17 protein-coding genes and 1 other annotated feature are annotated in these 19,046 nt (G+C 47.4%); of the genes, 15 read left to right on the top strand and 2 right to left on the bottom strand.

What is annotated here, in order from left to right:
- The 5 genes from JNUCC31_RS04645 to JNUCC31_RS04625 all read left to right on the top strand — a co-directional run bounded on the left by JNUCC31_RS04645 (nucleotide 1) and on the right by JNUCC31_RS04625 (nucleotide 6,454).
- A complete protein-coding gene (locus JNUCC31_RS04645) occupies nucleotides 1–270 on the top strand; it encodes a YggT family protein (RefSeq protein ID WP_192268932.1) in 270 nt (89 codons plus the stop codon).
- 16 nt (nucleotides 271–286) lie between these two features.
- Nucleotides 287–1,069, top strand: coding sequence for a YlmH family RNA-binding protein (locus tag JNUCC31_RS04640; protein ID WP_192268930.1), 783 nt, complete (start codon nucleotides 287–289; stop codon nucleotides 1,067–1,069).
- Nucleotides 1,070–1,310: 241 nt separating this feature from the next.
- Complete coding sequence (locus JNUCC31_RS04635) at nucleotides 1,311–1,820, top strand: DivIVA domain-containing protein (protein WP_192268928.1); 510 nt, start codon at nucleotides 1,311–1,313, stop codon at nucleotides 1,818–1,820.
- A 58-nt stretch (nucleotides 1,821–1,878) separates the two neighbouring features.
- Nucleotides 1,879–2,171: a binding site (T-box leader), on the top strand.
- Between the two features lie 600 nt (nucleotides 2,172–2,771).
- Complete coding sequence (ileS, locus tag JNUCC31_RS04630; RefSeq protein WP_192268926.1) at nucleotides 2,772–5,870, top strand: isoleucine--tRNA ligase; 3,099 nt, start codon at nucleotides 2,772–2,774, stop codon at nucleotides 5,868–5,870.
- A gap of 230 nt (nucleotides 5,871–6,100) precedes the next feature.
- On the top strand, nucleotides 6,101–6,454 hold the full coding sequence (locus JNUCC31_RS04625) for a DUF5665 domain-containing protein (protein WP_192272744.1): 354 nt from the start codon (nucleotides 6,101–6,103) through the stop codon (nucleotides 6,452–6,454).
- A gap of 13 nt (nucleotides 6,455–6,467) precedes the next feature.
- On the opposite strand, the gene JNUCC31_RS04620 is transcribed toward JNUCC31_RS04625, so the two are convergent.
- Complete coding sequence (locus tag JNUCC31_RS04620; protein ID WP_192268924.1) at nucleotides 6,468–7,205, bottom strand: TraR/DksA C4-type zinc finger protein; 738 nt, start codon at nucleotides 7,203–7,205, stop codon at nucleotides 6,468–6,470.
- 219 nt (nucleotides 7,206–7,424) lie between these two features.
- Here JNUCC31_RS04620 and lspA point away from each other — a divergent pair, with 219 nt between their 5' ends.
- The 8 genes from lspA to JNUCC31_RS04580 all read left to right on the top strand — a co-directional run bounded on the left by lspA (nucleotide 7,425) and on the right by JNUCC31_RS04580 (nucleotide 13,977).
- The gene (gene lspA, locus JNUCC31_RS04615; protein ID WP_053784185.1) at nucleotides 7,425–7,919 is read left to right on the top strand and encodes a signal peptidase II; all 495 of its coding nucleotides are present in this window, start codon (nucleotides 7,425–7,427) and stop codon (nucleotides 7,917–7,919) included.
- Nucleotides 7,912–8,898 (top strand): RluA family pseudouridine synthase, encoded by a 987-nt coding sequence (locus tag JNUCC31_RS04610; protein WP_192268922.1) that lies wholly within the window; start codon nucleotides 7,912–7,914, stop codon nucleotides 8,896–8,898. Before lspA ends, JNUCC31_RS04610 begins: the two co-directional genes overlap by 8 nt.
- 109 nt (nucleotides 8,899–9,007) lie before the next feature.
- A complete protein-coding gene (locus tag JNUCC31_RS04605) occupies nucleotides 9,008–10,261 on the top strand; it encodes an LL-diaminopimelate aminotransferase (RefSeq protein WP_192268920.1) in 1,254 nt (417 codons plus the stop codon).
- 185 nt (nucleotides 10,262–10,446) lie between these two features.
- Nucleotides 10,447–11,361 carry a decaprenyl-phosphate phosphoribosyltransferase gene (locus JNUCC31_RS04600; protein WP_416234367.1) on the top strand — a complete coding sequence of 305 codons (915 nt, stop codon included), beginning with the start codon at nucleotides 10,447–10,449 and terminating at the stop codon, nucleotides 11,359–11,361.
- A 33-nt stretch (nucleotides 11,362–11,394) separates the two neighbouring features.
- Nucleotides 11,395–12,027, top strand: coding sequence for an HAD family hydrolase (locus tag JNUCC31_RS04595; protein ID WP_192268918.1), 633 nt, complete (start codon nucleotides 11,395–11,397; stop codon nucleotides 12,025–12,027).
- Nucleotides 12,028–12,053: 26 nt separating this feature from the next.
- Entirely contained in the window at nucleotides 12,054–12,344 is a 291-nt protein-coding gene (locus tag JNUCC31_RS04590) for an EamA family transporter (RefSeq protein WP_192272739.1), read from the top strand.
- A complete protein-coding gene (locus JNUCC31_RS04585; protein ID WP_228469512.1) occupies nucleotides 12,331–12,651 on the top strand; it encodes an EamA family transporter in 321 nt (106 codons plus the stop codon). Before JNUCC31_RS04590 ends, JNUCC31_RS04585 begins: the two co-directional genes overlap by 14 nt.
- Before the next feature lie 24 nt (nucleotides 12,652–12,675).
- Nucleotides 12,676–13,977, top strand: a complete 1,302-nt coding sequence (locus JNUCC31_RS04580; protein WP_192268916.1) for a DUF6080 domain-containing protein — start codon at nucleotides 12,676–12,678, stop codon at nucleotides 13,975–13,977.
- A gap of 116 nt (nucleotides 13,978–14,093) precedes the next feature.
- Here the strand turns inward: JNUCC31_RS04580 and JNUCC31_RS04575 are convergent, their stop codons facing one another.
- Nucleotides 14,094–16,769 (bottom strand): YhgE/Pip domain-containing protein, encoded by a 2,676-nt coding sequence (locus JNUCC31_RS04575; protein ID WP_192268914.1) that lies wholly within the window; start codon nucleotides 16,767–16,769, stop codon nucleotides 14,094–14,096.
- Nucleotides 16,770–17,551: 782 nt separating this feature from the next.
- Here JNUCC31_RS04575 and pyrR point away from each other — a divergent pair.
- Nucleotides 17,552–18,115 (top strand): bifunctional pyr operon transcriptional regulator/uracil phosphoribosyltransferase PyrR, encoded by a 564-nt coding sequence (gene pyrR, locus JNUCC31_RS04570; RefSeq protein WP_192268912.1) that lies wholly within the window; start codon nucleotides 17,552–17,554, stop codon nucleotides 18,113–18,115.
- Nucleotides 18,115–19,026: an aspartate carbamoyltransferase catalytic subunit gene (locus tag JNUCC31_RS04565; protein WP_192272736.1), complete on the top strand. Its 912-nt coding sequence runs from the start codon at nucleotides 18,115–18,117 to the stop codon at nucleotides 19,024–19,026. Before pyrR ends, JNUCC31_RS04565 begins: the two co-directional genes overlap by 1 nt.
- Nucleotides 19,027–19,046 lie beyond the last annotated feature (20 nt).

The raw sequence follows: 19,046 nt of genomic DNA, 5'->3' as shown, positions 1-19,046 counted from the left end.
TTGCAACAGATTGAAGTTGTGTTGTATACGCTATACCAGATTTATTTTTACATGGTCATTGTCTACATATTGATGTCATGGCTTCCCAACGCACGGGAGAGCTTCATCGGTGAATGGCTGGGCAAGTTAGTGGAACCTTACCTGAGTCCTTTCCGTCGATTTATTCCGCCTTTGTTCGGTATGTTGGATATTTCCCCGATTGTGGCGTTGATTGTTCTTCAACTCGCGCTTAATGGGCTGATCTCCATACTCCGGTATTTGGTATATTAGGGTAGGGTGAACATAGATGAGCGGTGAAATATACGAGCATTTTAGTCACGACGAGCGGGATTTTGTGGATAAAGCCTCAGACTGGATTGAACGTGCAGGCAAGCTTCATGACATGAAGCTAACTGACTTTCTTGATCCGAGACAGGTCTTTATTTTACAAACACTTGTCAACCGTCGAGATGATGTACAGATCCGTCTGGATGGCGGTTATGAAGCCGCTGAACGCAAACGTGCGCTGATTGCACCGGATTATCGATATCTGGATGATGAAGATATGGGTATGCAGGTGATGAGCATTACATCTGACGATCAGAAGATCAAGGAGCTGGAGCATGGGGACTATATGGGTGCCCTGCTCGGGCTTGGCATGAAACGTGGCAAGATCGGTGATATTCAAGTGCTGGAGGACGGGTGCCATACTGTGGTGGCGTCGGAAACCGGCGCTTTTTTATCGCTTCAACTGAATCAGGTGCACCGGGTACATGTATTTACGGAGCTATTGGAATTGGACCAAATGAAATGGTCCGAGAGCAAACTGGAGATCATGGACATCACGGTCGCTTCCCTTCGTCTGGATGGAATCTGTGCAGATGTGTATCGGCTTAGTCGCAGCAAGGTGTTGGTTCCGATTAAGGCTGGTCGTTGTCGTGTGAACTGGAAAGTGGAGGAAGATCCGTCCAAATCGCTGAAAGCTGGGGATGTGGTATCCATTCAGGGTTTTGGTCGATTCAAGGTACTGGAACAGGATGGGTTGACCAAAAAGGGACGCTGCCGCGTGAAAATCGGCAAATTTGCCTAAGTGTGTTGCAGGAAAACCTGCTTTCTTGTCGAAATGTTTAAGATAAAGGTGCAAAAAACATTCGGTGTTTCCGATATACATTGAAGTGTTAAGGTTGATATGACTGCCAAGGATCAAAGTCTGATCCTGCATTCCGTATTAGTTGCCAGGATTGGGCATCACACATACGGCCCCTTGGGTGGAACCCATATGCTGCAAACCTTCTCGGTACGGGAAGGAACTTTTACAGGAGGTGGACAGCATGCCATTAACGCCGCTGGACATACACAACAAGGAATTTTCCCGACGCTTACGCGGGTATGACGAGGATGAAGTCAATGAATTCCTGGATCAAGTCATCAAAGATTACGAAGGCGTCATTCGCGAGAACAAAGAGCTGAGCAATCAGCTGCTGTCCGTTCAGGAGAAGCTTGATCATTTTGCAACGATTGAAGAGACGCTCAGCAAAACCATTATTATCGCGCAGGAAGCTGCCGATGATGTGAAGAGCAATGCCAAAAAAGAGGCACAGTTGATCGTGAAGGAAGCGGAGAAAAATGCGGACCGGATCGTAAATGAGTCTTTGTCTAAATCACGTAAAATTGCTTTGGAAGTAGAAGAACTGAAAAAGCAGGCATCCATCTATCGTGCCCGTTTCCGTACACTTGTGGAAGCGCAGCTTGAACTGTTGTCGCAGGACGGCTGGGAAGCGCTGGAGAGCCGGGAGCAGGAAGTCCGTGATCGTGAGCGGGAAATGAAAGAAATTTATTAGTTTATCCGCCCGGTTGACTTTTACCTGTAAAGAGGCTATAACTATATTCATAATGAATAGTGATTCCATGACGGGTTCAGTACGTTATGATCTCATCCCTCAGAGAGTTGGCGATCTGGTGCAAGCCAATGGATGAGTTATAGCCGAATATCTCCCCGGAGAAGTGACGCTGAAGCGGTGAACAAATTGCCGTGTGTAAGCGAAACCGTAAGCCAAACGTTATATTGGCACCCTGCGGTAGTTTAGCGGGGCATAAGTGCTGTTGATGACAGAACATACCCAGCTTGTATTGGATGTGGTTTGTGATGAACAGAATTAGGGTGGTAACGCGAGCACAGCCTCGTCCCTTTCCAGGGATGAGGCTTTTTTTGTGTCCAAAAAGAAGCGAACGTGCATGAGGCCCGAAGGGACCTCAAGGAGAGAGCCGACCGCCGGAGGAGCGAAGCGTCCGGCAGCGTGTTTTCGCCAGGGCGAACGTACATGAGGCCCGAAGGGACCTCAAGGAGAGAGCCACCCCGCCGGAGGAGCGAAGCGTCCGGCAGCGTGTTTTCGCCAGGGCGAACGTGCATGAGGCCCGAAGGGACCTCAAGGAGAGAGCCGCCCCGCCGGAGGAGCGAAGCGTCCGGCACCGGGCCTCACCAAGGCGAGCGTCCATGAGGCCCGAAGGGACCTCAAGGAGAGAGCCGACCGCCGGAAGAGCGAAGCGTCCGGCAACTCCCCCACGTAGTAAGGCCCGGCGGCGTTCCCGGAGGGGACAGCCGCAAAAGGGCCGACTCCAACATACACACCTTCGCAAAGTCCGCCGCAATCCCGCCAAAGACAACACATTCCGGGTGTCCAGAGGGCGGAGCGCCTATGGGGTCCCCCTTGGCAAGGGGGATTTAGGGGGATTGAAACGCTTTTTGTGGACGGTCCACAATTTAACACAGCTGAAAGGAAGAGATGATCATCATGCAACGAGTAGACGTCAAAGAAAAAGCACGTGCCAGAGAACTACGCGTGTTAAACAAATGGAAAACTGAGAATACATTCAAAAGATCCATCGAAAACCGGGAAGGCAAGCCGAACTTCGTATTTTACGAGGGACCGCCTACAGCCAACGGTAAACCGCATATCGGTCACGTACTGGGACGGGTAATCAAGGATTTCGTGGGACGCTATAACACGATGAAGGGATACCGCGTCGTTCGTAAAGCAGGATGGGATACACACGGTCTGCCTGTAGAGCTGGGTGTTCAGAAAAAGCTGGGCATCTCCCACAAGTGGGAAATCGAAGATTACGGTGTGGAGAAATTCATTAACGAATGTAAAGCGAGCGTGTTCGAATACGAACAGCAATGGCGCGATCTGACAGAAGGTATCGGCTACTGGACAGATATGGATAACCCATACATCACACTCGACAACAACTACATCGAAAGTGTGTGGAACATCCTGGCAACAATTCATGAAAAAGGCCTGCTGTATCGGGGTCACCGTGTAAGTCCTTACTGTCCGTCTTGTCAGACTACACTCAGTTCCCATGAAGTTGCACAAGGGTACAAGGACGTCAAAGACCTCAGTGCTACGGCCAAATTCAAGCTGGATGACAGCGGCGAATTCGTGCTTGCCTGGACGACGACGCCTTGGACATTGCCTTCACACGTTGCGCTTGCCGTGAATCCGGATATGGACTACTCCCGTGTTCGTCAGGACAACGAAGTGTATATCATGGCGACCAATCTGGTTGAGAAAGTTATGAAAGACGCCAAAGGTGAGTATGAAATCATCGGCGCCCTGAAAGGTTCTGACCTGGTTGGCAAAACGTATGATCCTCCGTTCAACTACGTGCAGGCTGAGAAAGCAAACATCATCCTCGGCGCAGGCTTTGTAACCGATGCAAGTGGTACAGGGATTGTACACATGGCACCTGCACATGGTGAGGATGACTATCGTGTATGTCGTGAGAATGGCATCAGCTTTGTGAACATGGTGGACCTGGAAGGCAAGTTTGTCCCACAGGTAACTGATTTTGCCGGACGTTTTGTGAAGGATTGCGATATTGATATCGTCAGATACCTGTCGGAAAAAGGACGTTTGTTCAGCAAAGAAAAATATGAGCACAGCTATCCGTTCTGCTGGCGTTGTGATACACCACTTCTGTACTATGCAATGGACAGCTGGTTTATCCAAACCACGGCCATCAAGGATCAGTTGATTGCCAACAACAGTGAAGTGGACTGGTATCCGGGCCACGTTCGTGACGGGCGCTTCGGAAAGTTCCTTGAAGACCTCGTGGATTGGAATATCAGCCGTGACCGTTATTGGGGAACGCCGCTGAACATCTGGGTATGTGAAGAGACGGGCGAACAATTCGCTCCTCATAGTATCGCTGAGCTGCGTGCTCGTGCGATTGGCGATGTGCCTGAGAATCTGGAACTGCATAAGCCGTATGTAGATGACGTCAAAGTCATGAGTTCTTGTGGCAAATATGAAATGAAACGTACACCAGAAGTGATCGATGTCTGGTTCGACAGCGGCTCCATGCCGTTTGCCCAACAGCACTATCCATTTGAAAATAAAGAAACATTTGAACAGCAATATCCGGCTGACATGATCTGTGAAGGGATTGACCAGACACGCGGCTGGTTCTACAGCTTGCTGGCGGTATCTACGCTTCTCACAGGCAAAGCGCCTTATAAAGCAGTGATGGCAACAGGCCACGTTCTCGATGAGAACGGACAGAAGATGTCCAAATCCAAAGGTAACGTTATCGATCCTTGGGAAGTTATCGAAGAGTACGGTACAGATGCATTCCGCTGGGCTTTGTTGTCTGACAGCGCACCATGGAACAGCAAACGTTTCTCCAAGGGCATTGTGGCCGAAGCCAAATCCAAAATGGTGGATACGCTGGTCAACACCCATGCATTCATGACGCTGTATGCTACCATTGATGGATTTGATCCACAGGAGCATCCGTTCAAACTGTCTGCACACAAGCTGGATCGCTGGATTCTGTCGAGACTGAACAGCCTGATCCTCGTAGTGGAAAAAGCGCTGGCGGTTAATGACTATCTGAACTCTTCCAAAGCGATTGAAGCATTTGTGGATGAACTCAGTAACTGGTACATCCGTCGTTCCCGTGATCGTTTCTGGGGCAGCGGATTGACAGAAGACAAACTGGACGCATATCGTACACTTACCGAAGTACTGGTGACTACAGCCAAGCTGGTGGCTCCGTTCACACCGATGCTTGCAGAAGACATCTATCTGAATCTGACTACTGGCGAGAGTGTACACATGGATGACTATCCAGTTGCCAATGAATCCCTGATTGATCTGGATCTGGAGCAGGATATGGAGACAGCACGCCGAGTTGTTGAGCTTGCCCGTAACGTTCGTAACGAAACAGGGATCAAAACACGGCAGCCATTGTCCGAGTTAATCGTTTCTCTGGATAAAGGCTTCGATCTGGCGAGTTATGAAGAGATCATCAAGGATGAGATCAATGTCAAAGGTATCCGTACCGAGCATAATGATGCGGAATTCGTTGATTTTACATTGAAGCTGAATCTGAAAGTAGCGGGTAAAAAATACGGTAAAAATGTAGGCTTCCTGCAAAACTTTTTCAAGGGAATGTCTGCGGATGAGACACGTAAAGTGGTGACAGAAGGCGTCCTGAACGTCGTATCTCCGGAAGGCGAAGAGCTGCAAGTGACGGATGAAGAACTACTGGTAGAGAAACAAGCCAAATCCGGTTTTGCATCGGCATCTGGTTATGGTCTGACAGTGGCTCTCAATACTGAAATCACAAAAGAGCTTGAGCAGGAAGGCTGGGTCCGTGAAGTCATTCGTGCAGTACAAGACACGCGGAAGAAGCTCGATCTCCCGATTGAGAAAAGAGTACGTTTAACCTTGGATGTGGACCCGTCTCTCCAAGAAGCGATTCAATCCTTTGATGACGTGCTGCGTGATAATGTTCTCGTAACCGAAGTAACCTTCGGTACGAACGAATCAATGGAGCGCATTGAAGCTGGAGGTAAAACTTTCGGCGTATATATCGAGGGATAATAGAGTATTTCATACGTAAAGCGTTCCTTTGGGAATGAGCAGTTATCCCAGACTTAACGGAGACAGAGTAACTCCATTTCAAATAGGACAGAATATAGAGACAGATATGCCAACGAGCCTCAGATGTAGGAGATGAATCCTGTATCTTGGCTCGTTTGGTTTTTCTGCAAATGGGCAATGATTTCTATTGTGCAGACACTCTATATACATCAAAGGAACTGAGTAAATTTATGAACGAACATGATACCCAATCGCCATCTAGTTCAGAATCCACGCATTCCAAGAAAGCGGAGGACAAGATTGAAGAACTTCACAAGCTCACTAACCGGATCGCCAATGAACTCGAACGTTCACGAATCGCACAGTATACAGAGTTGTTGAACCGGCCGTGGAAACTGATCGGACTTAATTTGTTGTCTGGTGCAGCAAGGGGCGTGGGGATTGCCATCGGTTTCACTTTTTTTGCAGCAACGATCATTTACGTGTTACAAGTGCTTGGCGCGCTTAATCTGCCCATTGTGGGTGATTACATCGCAGATATTGTGCGGATTGTGCAACGACAACTGGAGTTGAACACGTATTAGTTGTCCCGTGCGCTTAATACGAATCGTCTGGTTCCATATCCGGTTCTAACAGACCATCGCCTTCACGGTTCTCCAGGTACTGTCGATATTGCCGATTGCGTACGATGGACACATCGTGACCATAAATGTCGGTTGCGACAAAGCTCTCATACGCCTCAACGCACCCTTCCACTTCATCTGTGGCTTCAATCGCCATGACGTCGTAACTGTCGATGTCCCGTCCCTCTGCCATGGCCGGCGTGTTGGAGGTGCCCCAGCTTTCAACGATCTGCCATGCATCTTCGCCGTCGAAGCCGTTCTGGTCATCACGTTCATCCAGGCTAGTGCGGCCAAAGGCTGGAGCGAGGAATTCTTCCTCGACTGGGCGATTTTCGGAGACAACGGTTTCCGGTTGATGTTTTTTGCAGTATTTGGTGTATGGAACAGCTTGCATGCGCTCATAGGGGATAGGCTGTTGACATACGGCACAAGTCCCATAATGGCCTTCTTCAATGGAATGCAGGGCAGAATCAATGCGCTCCAGTTGAAATTCATCATGCTCCAGCAGTGAAATATCCTTTTCGCGTTCATACATCTCGGTAGCTACATCACCGGGATGGTTGTCAATCGGTGATAATTCACCTGTCTGGAGCTTCATGGAGTCACCAAGACCATAATGTTCGTTTTGCTCCAGTCTATGTTCAATATCACGCTTTTCGGTTATCAGTTGGGAACGTAACAATTGCAGTTGTTTGGCAGTGAAATGTGACATCGTTTTCCCCTTTCTGTTCCTTGTGAACTCCGGTTTTTGACTCTGTTGTAGGATGTACCATTTCGTGCACAATTACAGAAGGGAAATGTTATCGTTTTTGCCATCCATGCAGCGACTAACGCGTCGTGGACGATTTCCAAACAGCTGTGCTACAATGAACAAGTCTGGCGTTAGGCCTGGTATCGTTTGGAAAAGACAAGAACGGAGTGACAAACAAACGTGGTGTATTATATCCTCGCTTTTATCGTATTTTTAGTGGATCAGGGAACGAAGTTCCTCATAGCAACCCGGATGGAACTTAGAGATGAAATTCCGGTGATTGGCAATTTCTTTGTCATCACATCACATCGCAACTCAGGTGCAGCTTTTGGTATTTTGCAGGATCAACGCTGGTTCTTTATTGTGGTTACCCTGGTTGTCGTGGTGGCTTTGGTGTGGTATTTGCAAAAAGTAAAAGATACTCCGCACAAATTGCTGCCTGTGGCGCTTAGTTTGGTGCTTGGCGGAGCGATTGGTAATTTTCTGGATCGGGCTTTGACCGGAGAAGTTGTCGATTTTATTCAGCTTAATTTTGGAAGCTACACGTTTCCCATTTTCAACATAGCCGACTCGGCCATCTGTATCGGAGTGGTACTGATCATTGTGGAAACGTTGCTTGAAGGACGGCGCGAAAAAGCAGCCGCAAAGATCGAAGGGAATGAACATCATGAGTAAAACGCAAAATGAAGATCAGACTAACGGAGACATGTCAACACATGACGATGAGCTCCTGCTGAATGACAATGACCGTATGGAATGGACGGTTGCTGCAGAACATAAGAAAGAACGAATTGACAAATATATTACAGAATCCATGGATAACGTATCGCGGTCCCAAGTTCAATTGTGGATTGGAGACGGGTTCGTAACGGTAAACGGGGCTAAAGTCAAAGCAAACGCCAAATTATCCGAAGGTGATCTGATAGAACTCCAAATTCCTGAGCCGGCAACGGTGGAGATCATTGCTGAAGATATTCCGCTTGACGTGGTATATGAAGATAGTGATTTGATCGTTATTAACAAACAGCGCGGCCTTGTTGTACATCCTGCACCAGGGCATACGTCTGGAACACTCGTTAATGCTCTGATGTATCATTGCAAGGATCTCTCAGGCATTAACGGAGAGTTGCGTCCCGGCATTGTGCATCGGATTGATAAGGACACATCCGGCCTGATCATGGCTGCAAAAAATGACCGAGCCCATGCTTCGCTGGCAGCCCAACTCAAAGAACATAGTGTGAATAGACGATACATTGCACTCGTTCATGGCCATCTTAGTCATGATCAGGGTACCATTGATGCGCCAATTGGACGAGACACCAATGATCGCAAAATGTACACTGTTACCGAACGTAACAGTAAACATGCCGTCACGCATTTTACCGTCACGGAGCGTATAAATGACTATACCCTGTTGGAGTTGAAACTGGAGACAGGACGTACGCACCAAATTCGTGTTCACATGAAGTTCATTGGTCATCCGCTTGTTGGAGATCCGACGTATGGACGTAACAAAGGGATCAAAATGCAGGGGCAGGCTCTGCATGCCGCGATTCTTGGCTTTGTTCATCCGACCACCGGAGAATATCTTGAATTTACAGCTCCACTTCCGCAGGATATGGAAGATGTGCTGGCCTCATTACGCAGCCGCTGACAGCTCGTGAAAGTACAAATGTTCGGAACATTTGTCCATGGTTTTGAACGCGCAAATGCTTCATATTTAAGTGTAGAAATTTGCGTCAAATGAGGAGATGAACAAAACCATGAGTATTGATAAATATCAGGAAACGTACATTCAGACTAATTTTGCCGACCGTATTGGCGGCTCCAACTATGGTAAAGACACGAACATCTATAAATTCGAGAAAATCAAACGTGCCAAAGCTTCGGCTAAAAAAGATTTTCCCAATGTAGAATTGATTGACCTCGGCGTAGGTGAGCCGGATGAGATGGCCGATGCAGGTATCGTCGCTGAATTGGCGGAGCAAGCCTCCAAACCCGAAAACCGTGGTTATGCGGATAACGGTATTCCCGAATTCAAGGAAGCAGCAGCGGCTTATCTGAAAAATGTATTTAATGTCGAAGGTATCGATCCTTCAACTGAAATCGTGCATTCCATCGGTTCTAAGCCAGCTTTGGCTATGATGCCTTCTTGCTTCATTAATCCAGGTGATGTAACGATTATGACGGTGCCTGGGTACCCGGTTATGGGTACACACACCAAATATCTGGGTGGCGAAGTATTCAACATCCAATTGACCAAGGAGAACAACTTCCTGCCTGACCTGACGGCCATTCCGGAGGATATCGCGAAACGTGCGAAGCTGCTCTATCTGAACTATCCAAATAACCCAACGGGTGCGAGCGCAACGGTTGAGTTCTTTACGGAAGTGGTTGAATGGGCGAAAAAATATAGCGTAGTTGTTGTACACGATGCTCCATACGCTGCACTGACATATGACGGCAAAAAACCATTCAGCTTCCTGTCTGTACCTGGTGCGAAGGATGTAGGCGTTGAATTGCACTCCCTGTCCAAGTCCTACAACATGACAGGCTGGAGAATCGGTTTTGTAGCAGGTAACCCGCTCGTTGTCAAAGCATTCAGCGACGTGAAAGACAACAATGACTCCGGTCAGTTCATCGCGATCCAAAAGGCAGCTGCTTACGGATTGAACCACCCGGAAATCACGGAAAAAATCGCCGAGAAATATTCTCGTCGTCACGATCTGCTGGTAGCTGCACTGAATGAGCTGGGCTTCCAGGCTGAGAAGCCTAAAGGCTCCTTCTTCCTGTATGTTGAAGCTCCAAAAGGTATTGAAGGTGGACGCCGCTTTGAATCCGGCGAAGACTTCTCCCAGTTCCTGATCCGTGAGAAACTGATCTCTTCGGTGCCTTGGGATGATGCCGGTAACTTTGTTCGTTTCTCCGTTACCTTTGAAGCTAAAGGGGAAGAGGAAGAGAAACGTGTTATCGCTGAAATTAAACGCCGCCTGAGCGACGTGCAATTCGAATTTTAATTTAAATTCACATAATCATAATGATGTAATGTAAAGGAAGAAGAGGCCGGAAACGGTCTCTTTTTTTATGCAAAAATATATAAATTCTTCCTGTAATCCCTTTACAAAATTATACAAGCAACATATGATTAAATCTTTACGTTATGTATTTAGTCAGAAGTTGCTTTTGAAGGGAGTTATGGAAATTGTTATCATCACGTACCAATACGGTGTCATCCCCTGCTGCAGGAACGAGTAGTACCATCACAGGTTTATTCAAACTATTGAGGCCAAAACAGTGGACCAAAAATGTGCTATTATTTGCCGCACTGATTTTTTCTTTTGAGGAAATTCGGACGGAGACCATTCTATCGACTTTGCTAGGTTTTATTTTATTTAGCCTGGTTGCAGGCTGCGTTTATATTTTAAACGATTATGTAGATCGCGACAGAGATCGTCAGCATCCGGTGAAAATGTTCCGTCCTCTTGCTTCTGGACAGGTCAATCCGGCTCACGCCTTGCTGTTTGGAATTCTGTTGTTGATTCTTTCCGTCGGGACAGCCTTCGTGATGAACCCGTTATTCGGAGTGTTATGTATTGTTTATTTCCTTCTGAATGTGTCGTACTCATTTGTACTGAAACATCTCGTTATTTTGGATATGATGACCATTGCGGCTGGATTTGTGCTTCGTGCGATTGCCGGTGGTGTGCTGATCCATGTACCATTTACGCCGTGGTTCCTCATTTGTACGATGCTGCTGTCCTTGTTCCTGGCCATAGGCAAACGGAGGAATGAACTCACTCTGCTTGAGGGAAATACCGGCTCGCACCGTAAAGTATTGGATAACTACTCGATTACGTTATTGGATCAGTTCAATACCATTGTCACAACGGCGACCATTATCAGCTATTCGCTATTTACATTCACCTCCGACCGCACCATTCATCTTATGTGGACGATTCCTTTGGTCATATACGGCATGTTCCGTTATCTGTATCTGATTCATATGAAGAACCAAGGTGGCTCGCCAGATCGAGTTTTGTTTGAGGACAAGCCCATCTTGATCACGGTCATTTTGTATGTCATAAGTGTTATTTTGATTTTTGCTATTTTTGAATAAACGTTAGAGTCTGGAAGGTAGAGGGGGATCAGGGTGAAAAGCACGAAAGTCGCCATCTTTGATATTGATAAAACGATTATACGCAGAGATTCCATGTTTCAGTTTGTGCATTACGGTGTTAGGCGTTACCCATGGCAGGTATGGAGATTACCTGTAATTGCATTTCATACGGCGCTGTTCAAAGCAGGTCTGATGACCGTTGAACGTGTCAAACGTTCCTATTTCAAAAGCATTGAGCGCATGACCGAAAAAGATCTGGAGCATTTTTTTGACACTCGACTGCGTACTGCCATTTTTACCGAGGCAAGTGTTGAGATGCAGCACCGTAAGGAAGCGGGATACCATGTGTTACTCGTAACTGCATCTCCGCATGCCTATATGAAATATTTTAAAAACTTTCCCTGGGTGGATCATGTCATTGGTACCGATTTGGTTCGTCACTCGAATGGCTATACCTGTAGAATTGAAGGCAGCAATTGCAAAGGCGATGAAAAGGTTCGCCGAATTCAGGCCTATCTGGAAGAGAAAAAGATGATGATTGATTATGAACAGTCCTGCTCCTACTCCGACTCCTTATCCGATCTTCCAGTCATGCAGCTAGTGAGTCAGCGGTACTTTATTAACAAGCGAGTACCAGAGATGGAGGCATTAACGTGGGGGAAATAAAAGGGCGTCACACAGGCAAACTGTTGATGCTGGTCTCCGCTTTTCTTACAGCGACAGGCCAATTGTTCTGGAAATGGGGTCTGACCGAGTGGATCTATCTGGGCATCGGCTTTCTGTGTTATGGACTGGGTGCGATTTTGATGATTAAGGCTTTTGCTTTGGAAAAGCTGTCTGTAGCCTATCCTTTGATGTGTGCCAGCTACGTGTTTGCGCTGATCTATGGATACTTTTTGCTAGGTGAAGAAATTTCGGTGCAGAAGCTGGCCGCTGTTGTGCTGCTTGGAATCGGGGTGACGTTGACCAGTGTTGATCGATAGCTGGATGATTGCTGTACTGATCGCAATGACCCTGTGTGGAGCGATGGGAGGAGCAGGTTTGAAAGCCTACGCCAACAGCCGCAAAAAGCTCCATGTTCTTATGGGGCTTGGATTCTATGGGACAGGTGCGCTGCTGAACATTGTTTTGTTGAAATTTCTTCCGTTAACGGTTGTACTGCCTGCCAATGCGCTAACGTATGTGTGGACACTCATCATTGCGAGCTTTGCCTTTAAGGAAACAGTGGGTCCTTTACGCTGGGTGGGTGTCGCTTGTATTATGGGCGGGTTGTGTTTATTGGTTTTCTAGAATTTTGAAACTGGATGTGAATGTATGAAATTTTTGGACTACATATTTTATAATCGCAAAACGAATTGGACAGCATTCTGCCTTTTTGCAGGGTTTGCTCTTTTCTACGGATTGATGAACGGCTCCTACGTAACGTACGTTGCAGAGCATATTGAGCTTCTTGGGTCATACACACCATTTAGTACTACGCAGTTTCCACTTAATATATTTAACTTTGATCCTTCCATGTATTATGGAGATAACAGTTCTTCGGTTATTCATCCGTTAATTTCGTTTCTGGCGGTTACGCTTGGAGCAGGTGCTCAACTGCTAGGTGGGAATTGGTTCTTTCTAATCCTGCAATCACTTTTGAATGCTGTCTCGGTTGTGCTGGTATTCCTGTTTTTGAATCAAAAAGATAAACCAATCACCATACCGTTGCTTTTCGCTTTAATGTTCGGTTTCAGCTCGTATCTGATGTTTACCGCGTTGATTCCGGATTCTTATTCGTATGTACAGTTTGTTATCCTGCTCTCTGTACTATATATGCAATACAGCCGTGAGCGGAAAGATGTCCGTTATATACCGAATGCGCTCTTGGCATCCATTAACTTCGGACTGACGTCGACCAACATTGTGCCGTTTACAGCCGCCATGTTTTTCAACTTGCGCACATGGCGTAACAAGTCTGGGTGGAAAAAGTATATCGGAATTATGGCTCTGGCCGTTGCTTTCATTGTGGTATTGACAGGGATCCAGTATATTGCGTTTGGCGGTCGCAGTTGGGTCAGCAATTGGCTGCTTGGCATTCAAAATGGGGGAACAAGCTATGCCACTCCATTCCAGTTTGCAGTTCATTGGAAGGCTCTAAGCTTGCTAACGATCAATCCGATATTGTCTCCCAAAGTGCATTTGCTTGATCCGGGCATGGTAGCGTTTGTAACGGATCTGTCCCGTTCCAACCCAATCTATGTTCAGCTCACGGGTATTTTTATCCTGTTGCTGGCACTCACTGGGTTTATCAAGGGCATCCGTGAACGGGAAGTGTGGACTCTTGTTCCATACATTCTGTTTGCATTTGTACTTCATATCGTTGTTGGTTTCGGGCTGGCGGTATTTCAATATGATATGTACCTGTATGCAGGACACTATCTCTTTGCGTTTTTCCTCCTCGGTGGGGGCTTCGTGATCGGTCTTCGTCAGGGGTTGGGTAAAAAAGTGCTAATAGGTTTGATCATGCTGTGTGTACTCGTTACTGCTGGAAACAATATCTATCGTCATGTAGAAACACTGACAACAATCAAGCAATCCTATGAACAGTTGGAACAGGAACGTACAGTGAAATAATCAGAAATTTTAATAAACCTATACAACAAGACAAGGCCATTGGATCTACAGTCCGATGGCCTTGTCTTGTTTAGCGTGATTCCTTCGTTCATGATGCAGAGGATCGCTTGAACGGGTTAAGCAATAATTTTGGTCTTCTTGGCATTCTCGGCTGAACGTTGGGTGAGACGGCTTAGTGGACGTTTCAAAGCGAGAGCAACGATGAGACTCAGCGCGATGAACATGCATAACCACAAAATATCCTTGAGGGCAGTAGCCCACAAGATGCCGCCGACCGACTCACGCAGCAGACTGATCGCATACGTGAAGGGCATGAACGGATTCAATGCCTGGAAAAAAGGTGATGTCATGCTGATCGGAAACGTACCACCGGAGCTGGAGAACTGGAACACCATGAAGATGATCGCGATCCCTTTTCCGATATTCCCAAAAACGGATAGCAGGGTGTACGTTATAGTGACAAATACGGCACTCACCAGCATGGCAAACAGGACAAACCACAGTTTATCTGCGACATAGGTTCCGAGGATTAAGATGTCCCCCAGGGTTACACATACCGCTTGCAGCAATCCAATGGTCAGAAAAGTAGCAAGACGTCCGAGATACAACTCGTATCCCCGGAATTTGCCTTCGGGGTTCTCAGCTTCGGCGCGAAGCAGGGAGATCAACAGCGTTGAACCGACCCACAAAGATAACACGCCATAAAATGGTGACATTGCCGATCCATAATTCGGAATCGGGTAAAGCTGCTGTTCCTTGATTTGCACGGGACTCGCCAGGAAAGCACTCTCTTCTTCGATGTCGCCGCGCAAAAGCTTGGCAAGTTCGGCAAACTGGTTATTGCTTTCAACCTCCCTGAGTTTGTCCGCAGCCTTACTGATGGCACTCTCCAATGCGGGCAGGTCATCACGTACAAGCGCGGCCACACGATGGACTCCTTTTTCGACCTCCGGCAGCTGGTTCTGCACAAAGTTGGATGCTTTGCCTATCTGTTTCTCGGCATTAGGCAGATCATTACGAACAAAATCAGCCGCTTCGTTCAGTTTGGTCCCCAGCTTGGGCAGATCGTTGCGGATTAATGAAGACACTGCGTTTAAAGCTTGGATAAAGCCTTCACTTTTGTTCGCGAGTGTCTCTGATATTTCGTGGATCTTAGATTGGATTTGCGGCAGCTCGCTCTGGATCTTCGTCAACTCGGTCTGCCCAAACGTAATCCCTTCTTTGGCTGATGCAAGAATGTCCGCAATATCCGGAATTCGATCCCTTGCTCCCTGGAGTGTATCTGCTGAAGTAGAGAGAATAGATCTCAGCTTATCCGCACCAGCTGCAAGTGCTGGGGAGATTTCGCTCTCGTAGGTGTTCAGGATATTGCCAATACCGCTGCTAATGTCCTTGGAGAGAGTATTTAACTGTGCGATGACGTCTGCCGGCGGTGTTGTATTGCGACGCATTGCATCACTGATGATTCCCGCCAGGCGGATTTGCAGCTGTAATTTATCTGAAATGGTGTTCAGTTGTGTAATTTTATCGCTCAGTGGATGGCTTGGGAGCCAATTGTCGATTTTGCTGAGTAGTTCCGCCATACTATCAACGAGTTTCACGGCAATCTCCAGGCGGGCAGCGATGCGGTCCAGATCCTCTGCTGTCGGCAGTTTACTAAGGTCCGAATTTTGCAATTGCCCAAATACGTCTGCCGCAGCGTTTGCGATTTGCTGCACCAGCAGCAGGTTTTGCCGGATCGCCGGGCCGATAGCCTGAAACGCTTCTTCACTTGAATCCACAAACTGATTTAAGCCCTCGGCTAGTTCAATCCCGTTGCCCGCGATTTGGGATACGTTGTCCAGATCTTGCTCTGCGGCCGTTACGATTGACAGAGCCTTGTCGGTTTTATCCAGGGCCATTTGGATGACGCCTGATACCTGACCAAAGTTTGCATCCACTTCCCGAATACGTTTAACGGCTTTTTGAATATCGGGAATCCGTCCCTGAATAGCAAGCACTTCGGAAGCTGCGTCATTAATCTGTGGCCAGTACTCCTGCACCTTGAGCACATACTGTGCGGCTTCATTGATTTCGGGCAGTTTTTTTTCGATCTCGACGATCTTTTGTGCATCTTTTACAATACCAGGCATGGCCTTTTCCACTTCTAATACCTTTTGTCCTGCGGCTTGTATCGCCGGAAGATTTTTCTCCAGCGTGAAAATGCCATTCTCCATTTTGCGCAGAGTTGGAAGCTGGGCATTGATTTCAACCCCGGCTTCCTTTAACTTGGTTAGAACAGCCTCACTGACCGCTTCGGTGAAATTTTCATTGATTTGTGTTGTTATCGCAGATACACCGGAGCCTGTAATTTTTGGAGCAATGGCATTAACCTTCTCGTTAACGGTATAGATTACTTCTGGCCGCTCCAGCTTCCCGTCAACGATGCCTGTTATTTTGGATGAAAAGTCCCCGGGAATGAGCAGGCTTGCATAATACTCTCCTGTTTGCACACCCCGACCAGCCTCAGCCTGGTCCACAAAAGTCCATCCCAGCTTTTCGTTCTGTTTCAGGCTGGATACCAGTTCGTCTCCAATATTAACGTCGGTTCCTGCAACAGTTGCACCCTTGTCCTCGGTTGTCACCGCAATTTTGATCCCCTGGGTGTTGCTGTATGGGTCCCAAACGGATTTCACGTTGACCCAGTCATACACCCCGGGCAGTAAAATAATAGCCACAATTAGAAATATACCTGTGGGAACCTTCAAAATATGTAACCAATCTGTTTTGTAAACTTGCCAAATGTGACGCATGACTTCCTCCTAAATGTAAATAAATGTAGGTCCTATCTTATTTCTATGTCGCATATTTGTAAATCCTTATGTATATCGGCTTTATGGCAGCATCAAATGAATGGTTTCATGTTTATAAACTTTACCCATTTTACTGGGTACTAATGCAGAGTCTTCATGTATTCCGTGTTTCTGGACGTTGAACTTTAAATTAGAAGGTATCGACATATTAAACTGCCATCAAAACTGAAGGCATTCATGACAGGATACACTGCATATTCCAAGAGGGCAGGGCCCTGTCTCAATGTTTAATACAGTCAGAGGATTATTTTGGCCGTAAGGTTTTCCGCAATTGCCTATGGATAAATATGCAGAAACATTGTATAATTATGAATAACGAATGAAATGTGATGTGTTTGGATGTTTTTCAGCCGAACTGCTGATTCTAAGGGAATACAGTAGAGGAATTTCGCCTGTGATGTTGAGGTGTTGACAGAGGGTTGTCTTTCTGTCATAATTCATGAAGACAAACGGACATATTGAGTATAGAACCCTGTGAGGTCCTTCAATATGAACGACATGAATAGCACCTTTAAATCAGTCCCGTGAGACTGGCAAGGTAACGTGAACGATACATCGTTTTTTTGCTGCGGCAAATGAAGCGATGCATCCCGAGAGTATACTTTCTTCAGAGCGGTCTGAAGTTCGGAGACTCCTTGCCAATAAACACGGCAAGGAGTCTTTTTTGTTCTCCTCGTCACGGGGCCATGATCTGAAAGGGAAATCCTGAGGAGGCTGAACGCATGAGCACAGAGACACATGTCATTATGGATGAAACCGCGATCCGCCGCGCATTAACACGGATTGCCCATGAGATTTTGGAAAAAAACAAAGGCATTGAGGGCTGTGTACTGATCGGTATTCGAACACGGGGTGTATACCTCGCAGAACGAATCGCCGCCAAGATTGAAGAAATCGAAGGTACGCCAATCCCTTGGGGAGAGCTCGATGTGACCCCTTATCGCGATGATCGCTTGGATGAGAACAAAGCGAATCGCAAGGAACTGTTGACGATGACACCTGAATCACTTTCGATTCATGACAAAAAAGTGATTTTGTTCGATGATGTGCTCTATACCGGACGGACGATTCGCGCAGCGATGGATGCACTGATGGACTGTGGAAGACCACAGAACATTCAGCTGGCGGTTCTCGCAGACCGCGGACACCGGGAACTTCCGATCCGACCTGATTTTATCGGCAAGAATGTGCCGACTTCCAAATCAGAGGAGATCGAGGTTGCACTCATAGAAACGGACGGACAGGACGAGGTCAAAATCATTCAGAACCGGGGGGAACAAGCATGATGATTACACAACCAGCATTGAAGGACCGGAGCTTGCTTGGCCTTAAGGAACTTAGTCGCGATGAGATCGAATCCATTCTGAACAGAGCAGCACACTGGGAAGCGCAGAAGGAGAAACTGGTTCCTGTACTGGAATCCCACTTCGTAGCCAACATGTTCTTTGAGAATAGCACGCGTACTCGCTTCTCATTTGAAATGGCGGAAAAACGTCTGGGTGCACAAGTACTGAACTTCACGGCAGCTGCATCCAGCGTGGAGAAGGGTGAATCCATCTATGATACGGTACGCACACTGGAGTCCATGGGCATTGATGCAGGGGTAATCCGGTTGAAACCGTCGGGTGTTCTGCAGCAGCTGGCTCAGAAAGTGAATGTTCCACTGGTGAACGCCGGAGACGGGAATAACGAACACCCTACTCAGGCGCTGCTGGATCTCTACACGATGCGGAAGGCATTCGGTGAGCTGAAAGGCTTGCGTGTGTCGATCATCGGAGACATTCTGCACAGCCGGGTAGCCCGCTCCAATCTGTGGGCTCTGCAAAAGTTTGGTGCGGATGTGCGCTTCTGCGCACCACAAACGATGCAAGCACCGGAGCTTGCAGAACACGCACCTTATGTTGGGCTGGAAGAAGCACTCGATGCGGATGTAGTCATGATGCTCCGAGTTCAACTGGAACGTCATAAACACGGCCTGATTACTTCGGCTGAGGATTATCGCGAACACTACGGATTGACGGAAGAACGGGCGTCACGCCTGAAACCAAGCACAATTATCATGCACCCTGCTCCTGTGAATCGCAATGTCGAGGTAGATGACGCGGTAGTGGAGAGCGCAGCATCGCGGATCTTCCCGCAGATGGCAAACGGTGTTCCCATCCGAATGGCGGTCATGGAACGCGCGATGAAACGGTAACAGGGTCTGGCTGTGGGTCA

It is taken from the genome of Paenibacillus sp. JNUCC-31 (genome assembly GCF_014844075.1).
Lineage (GTDB): Bacteria > Bacillota > Bacilli > Paenibacillales > Paenibacillaceae > Paenibacillus.
Note: the sequence above shows the minus strand (reverse complement) of the source record. Positions and strands in the feature narration are given on the sequence as shown.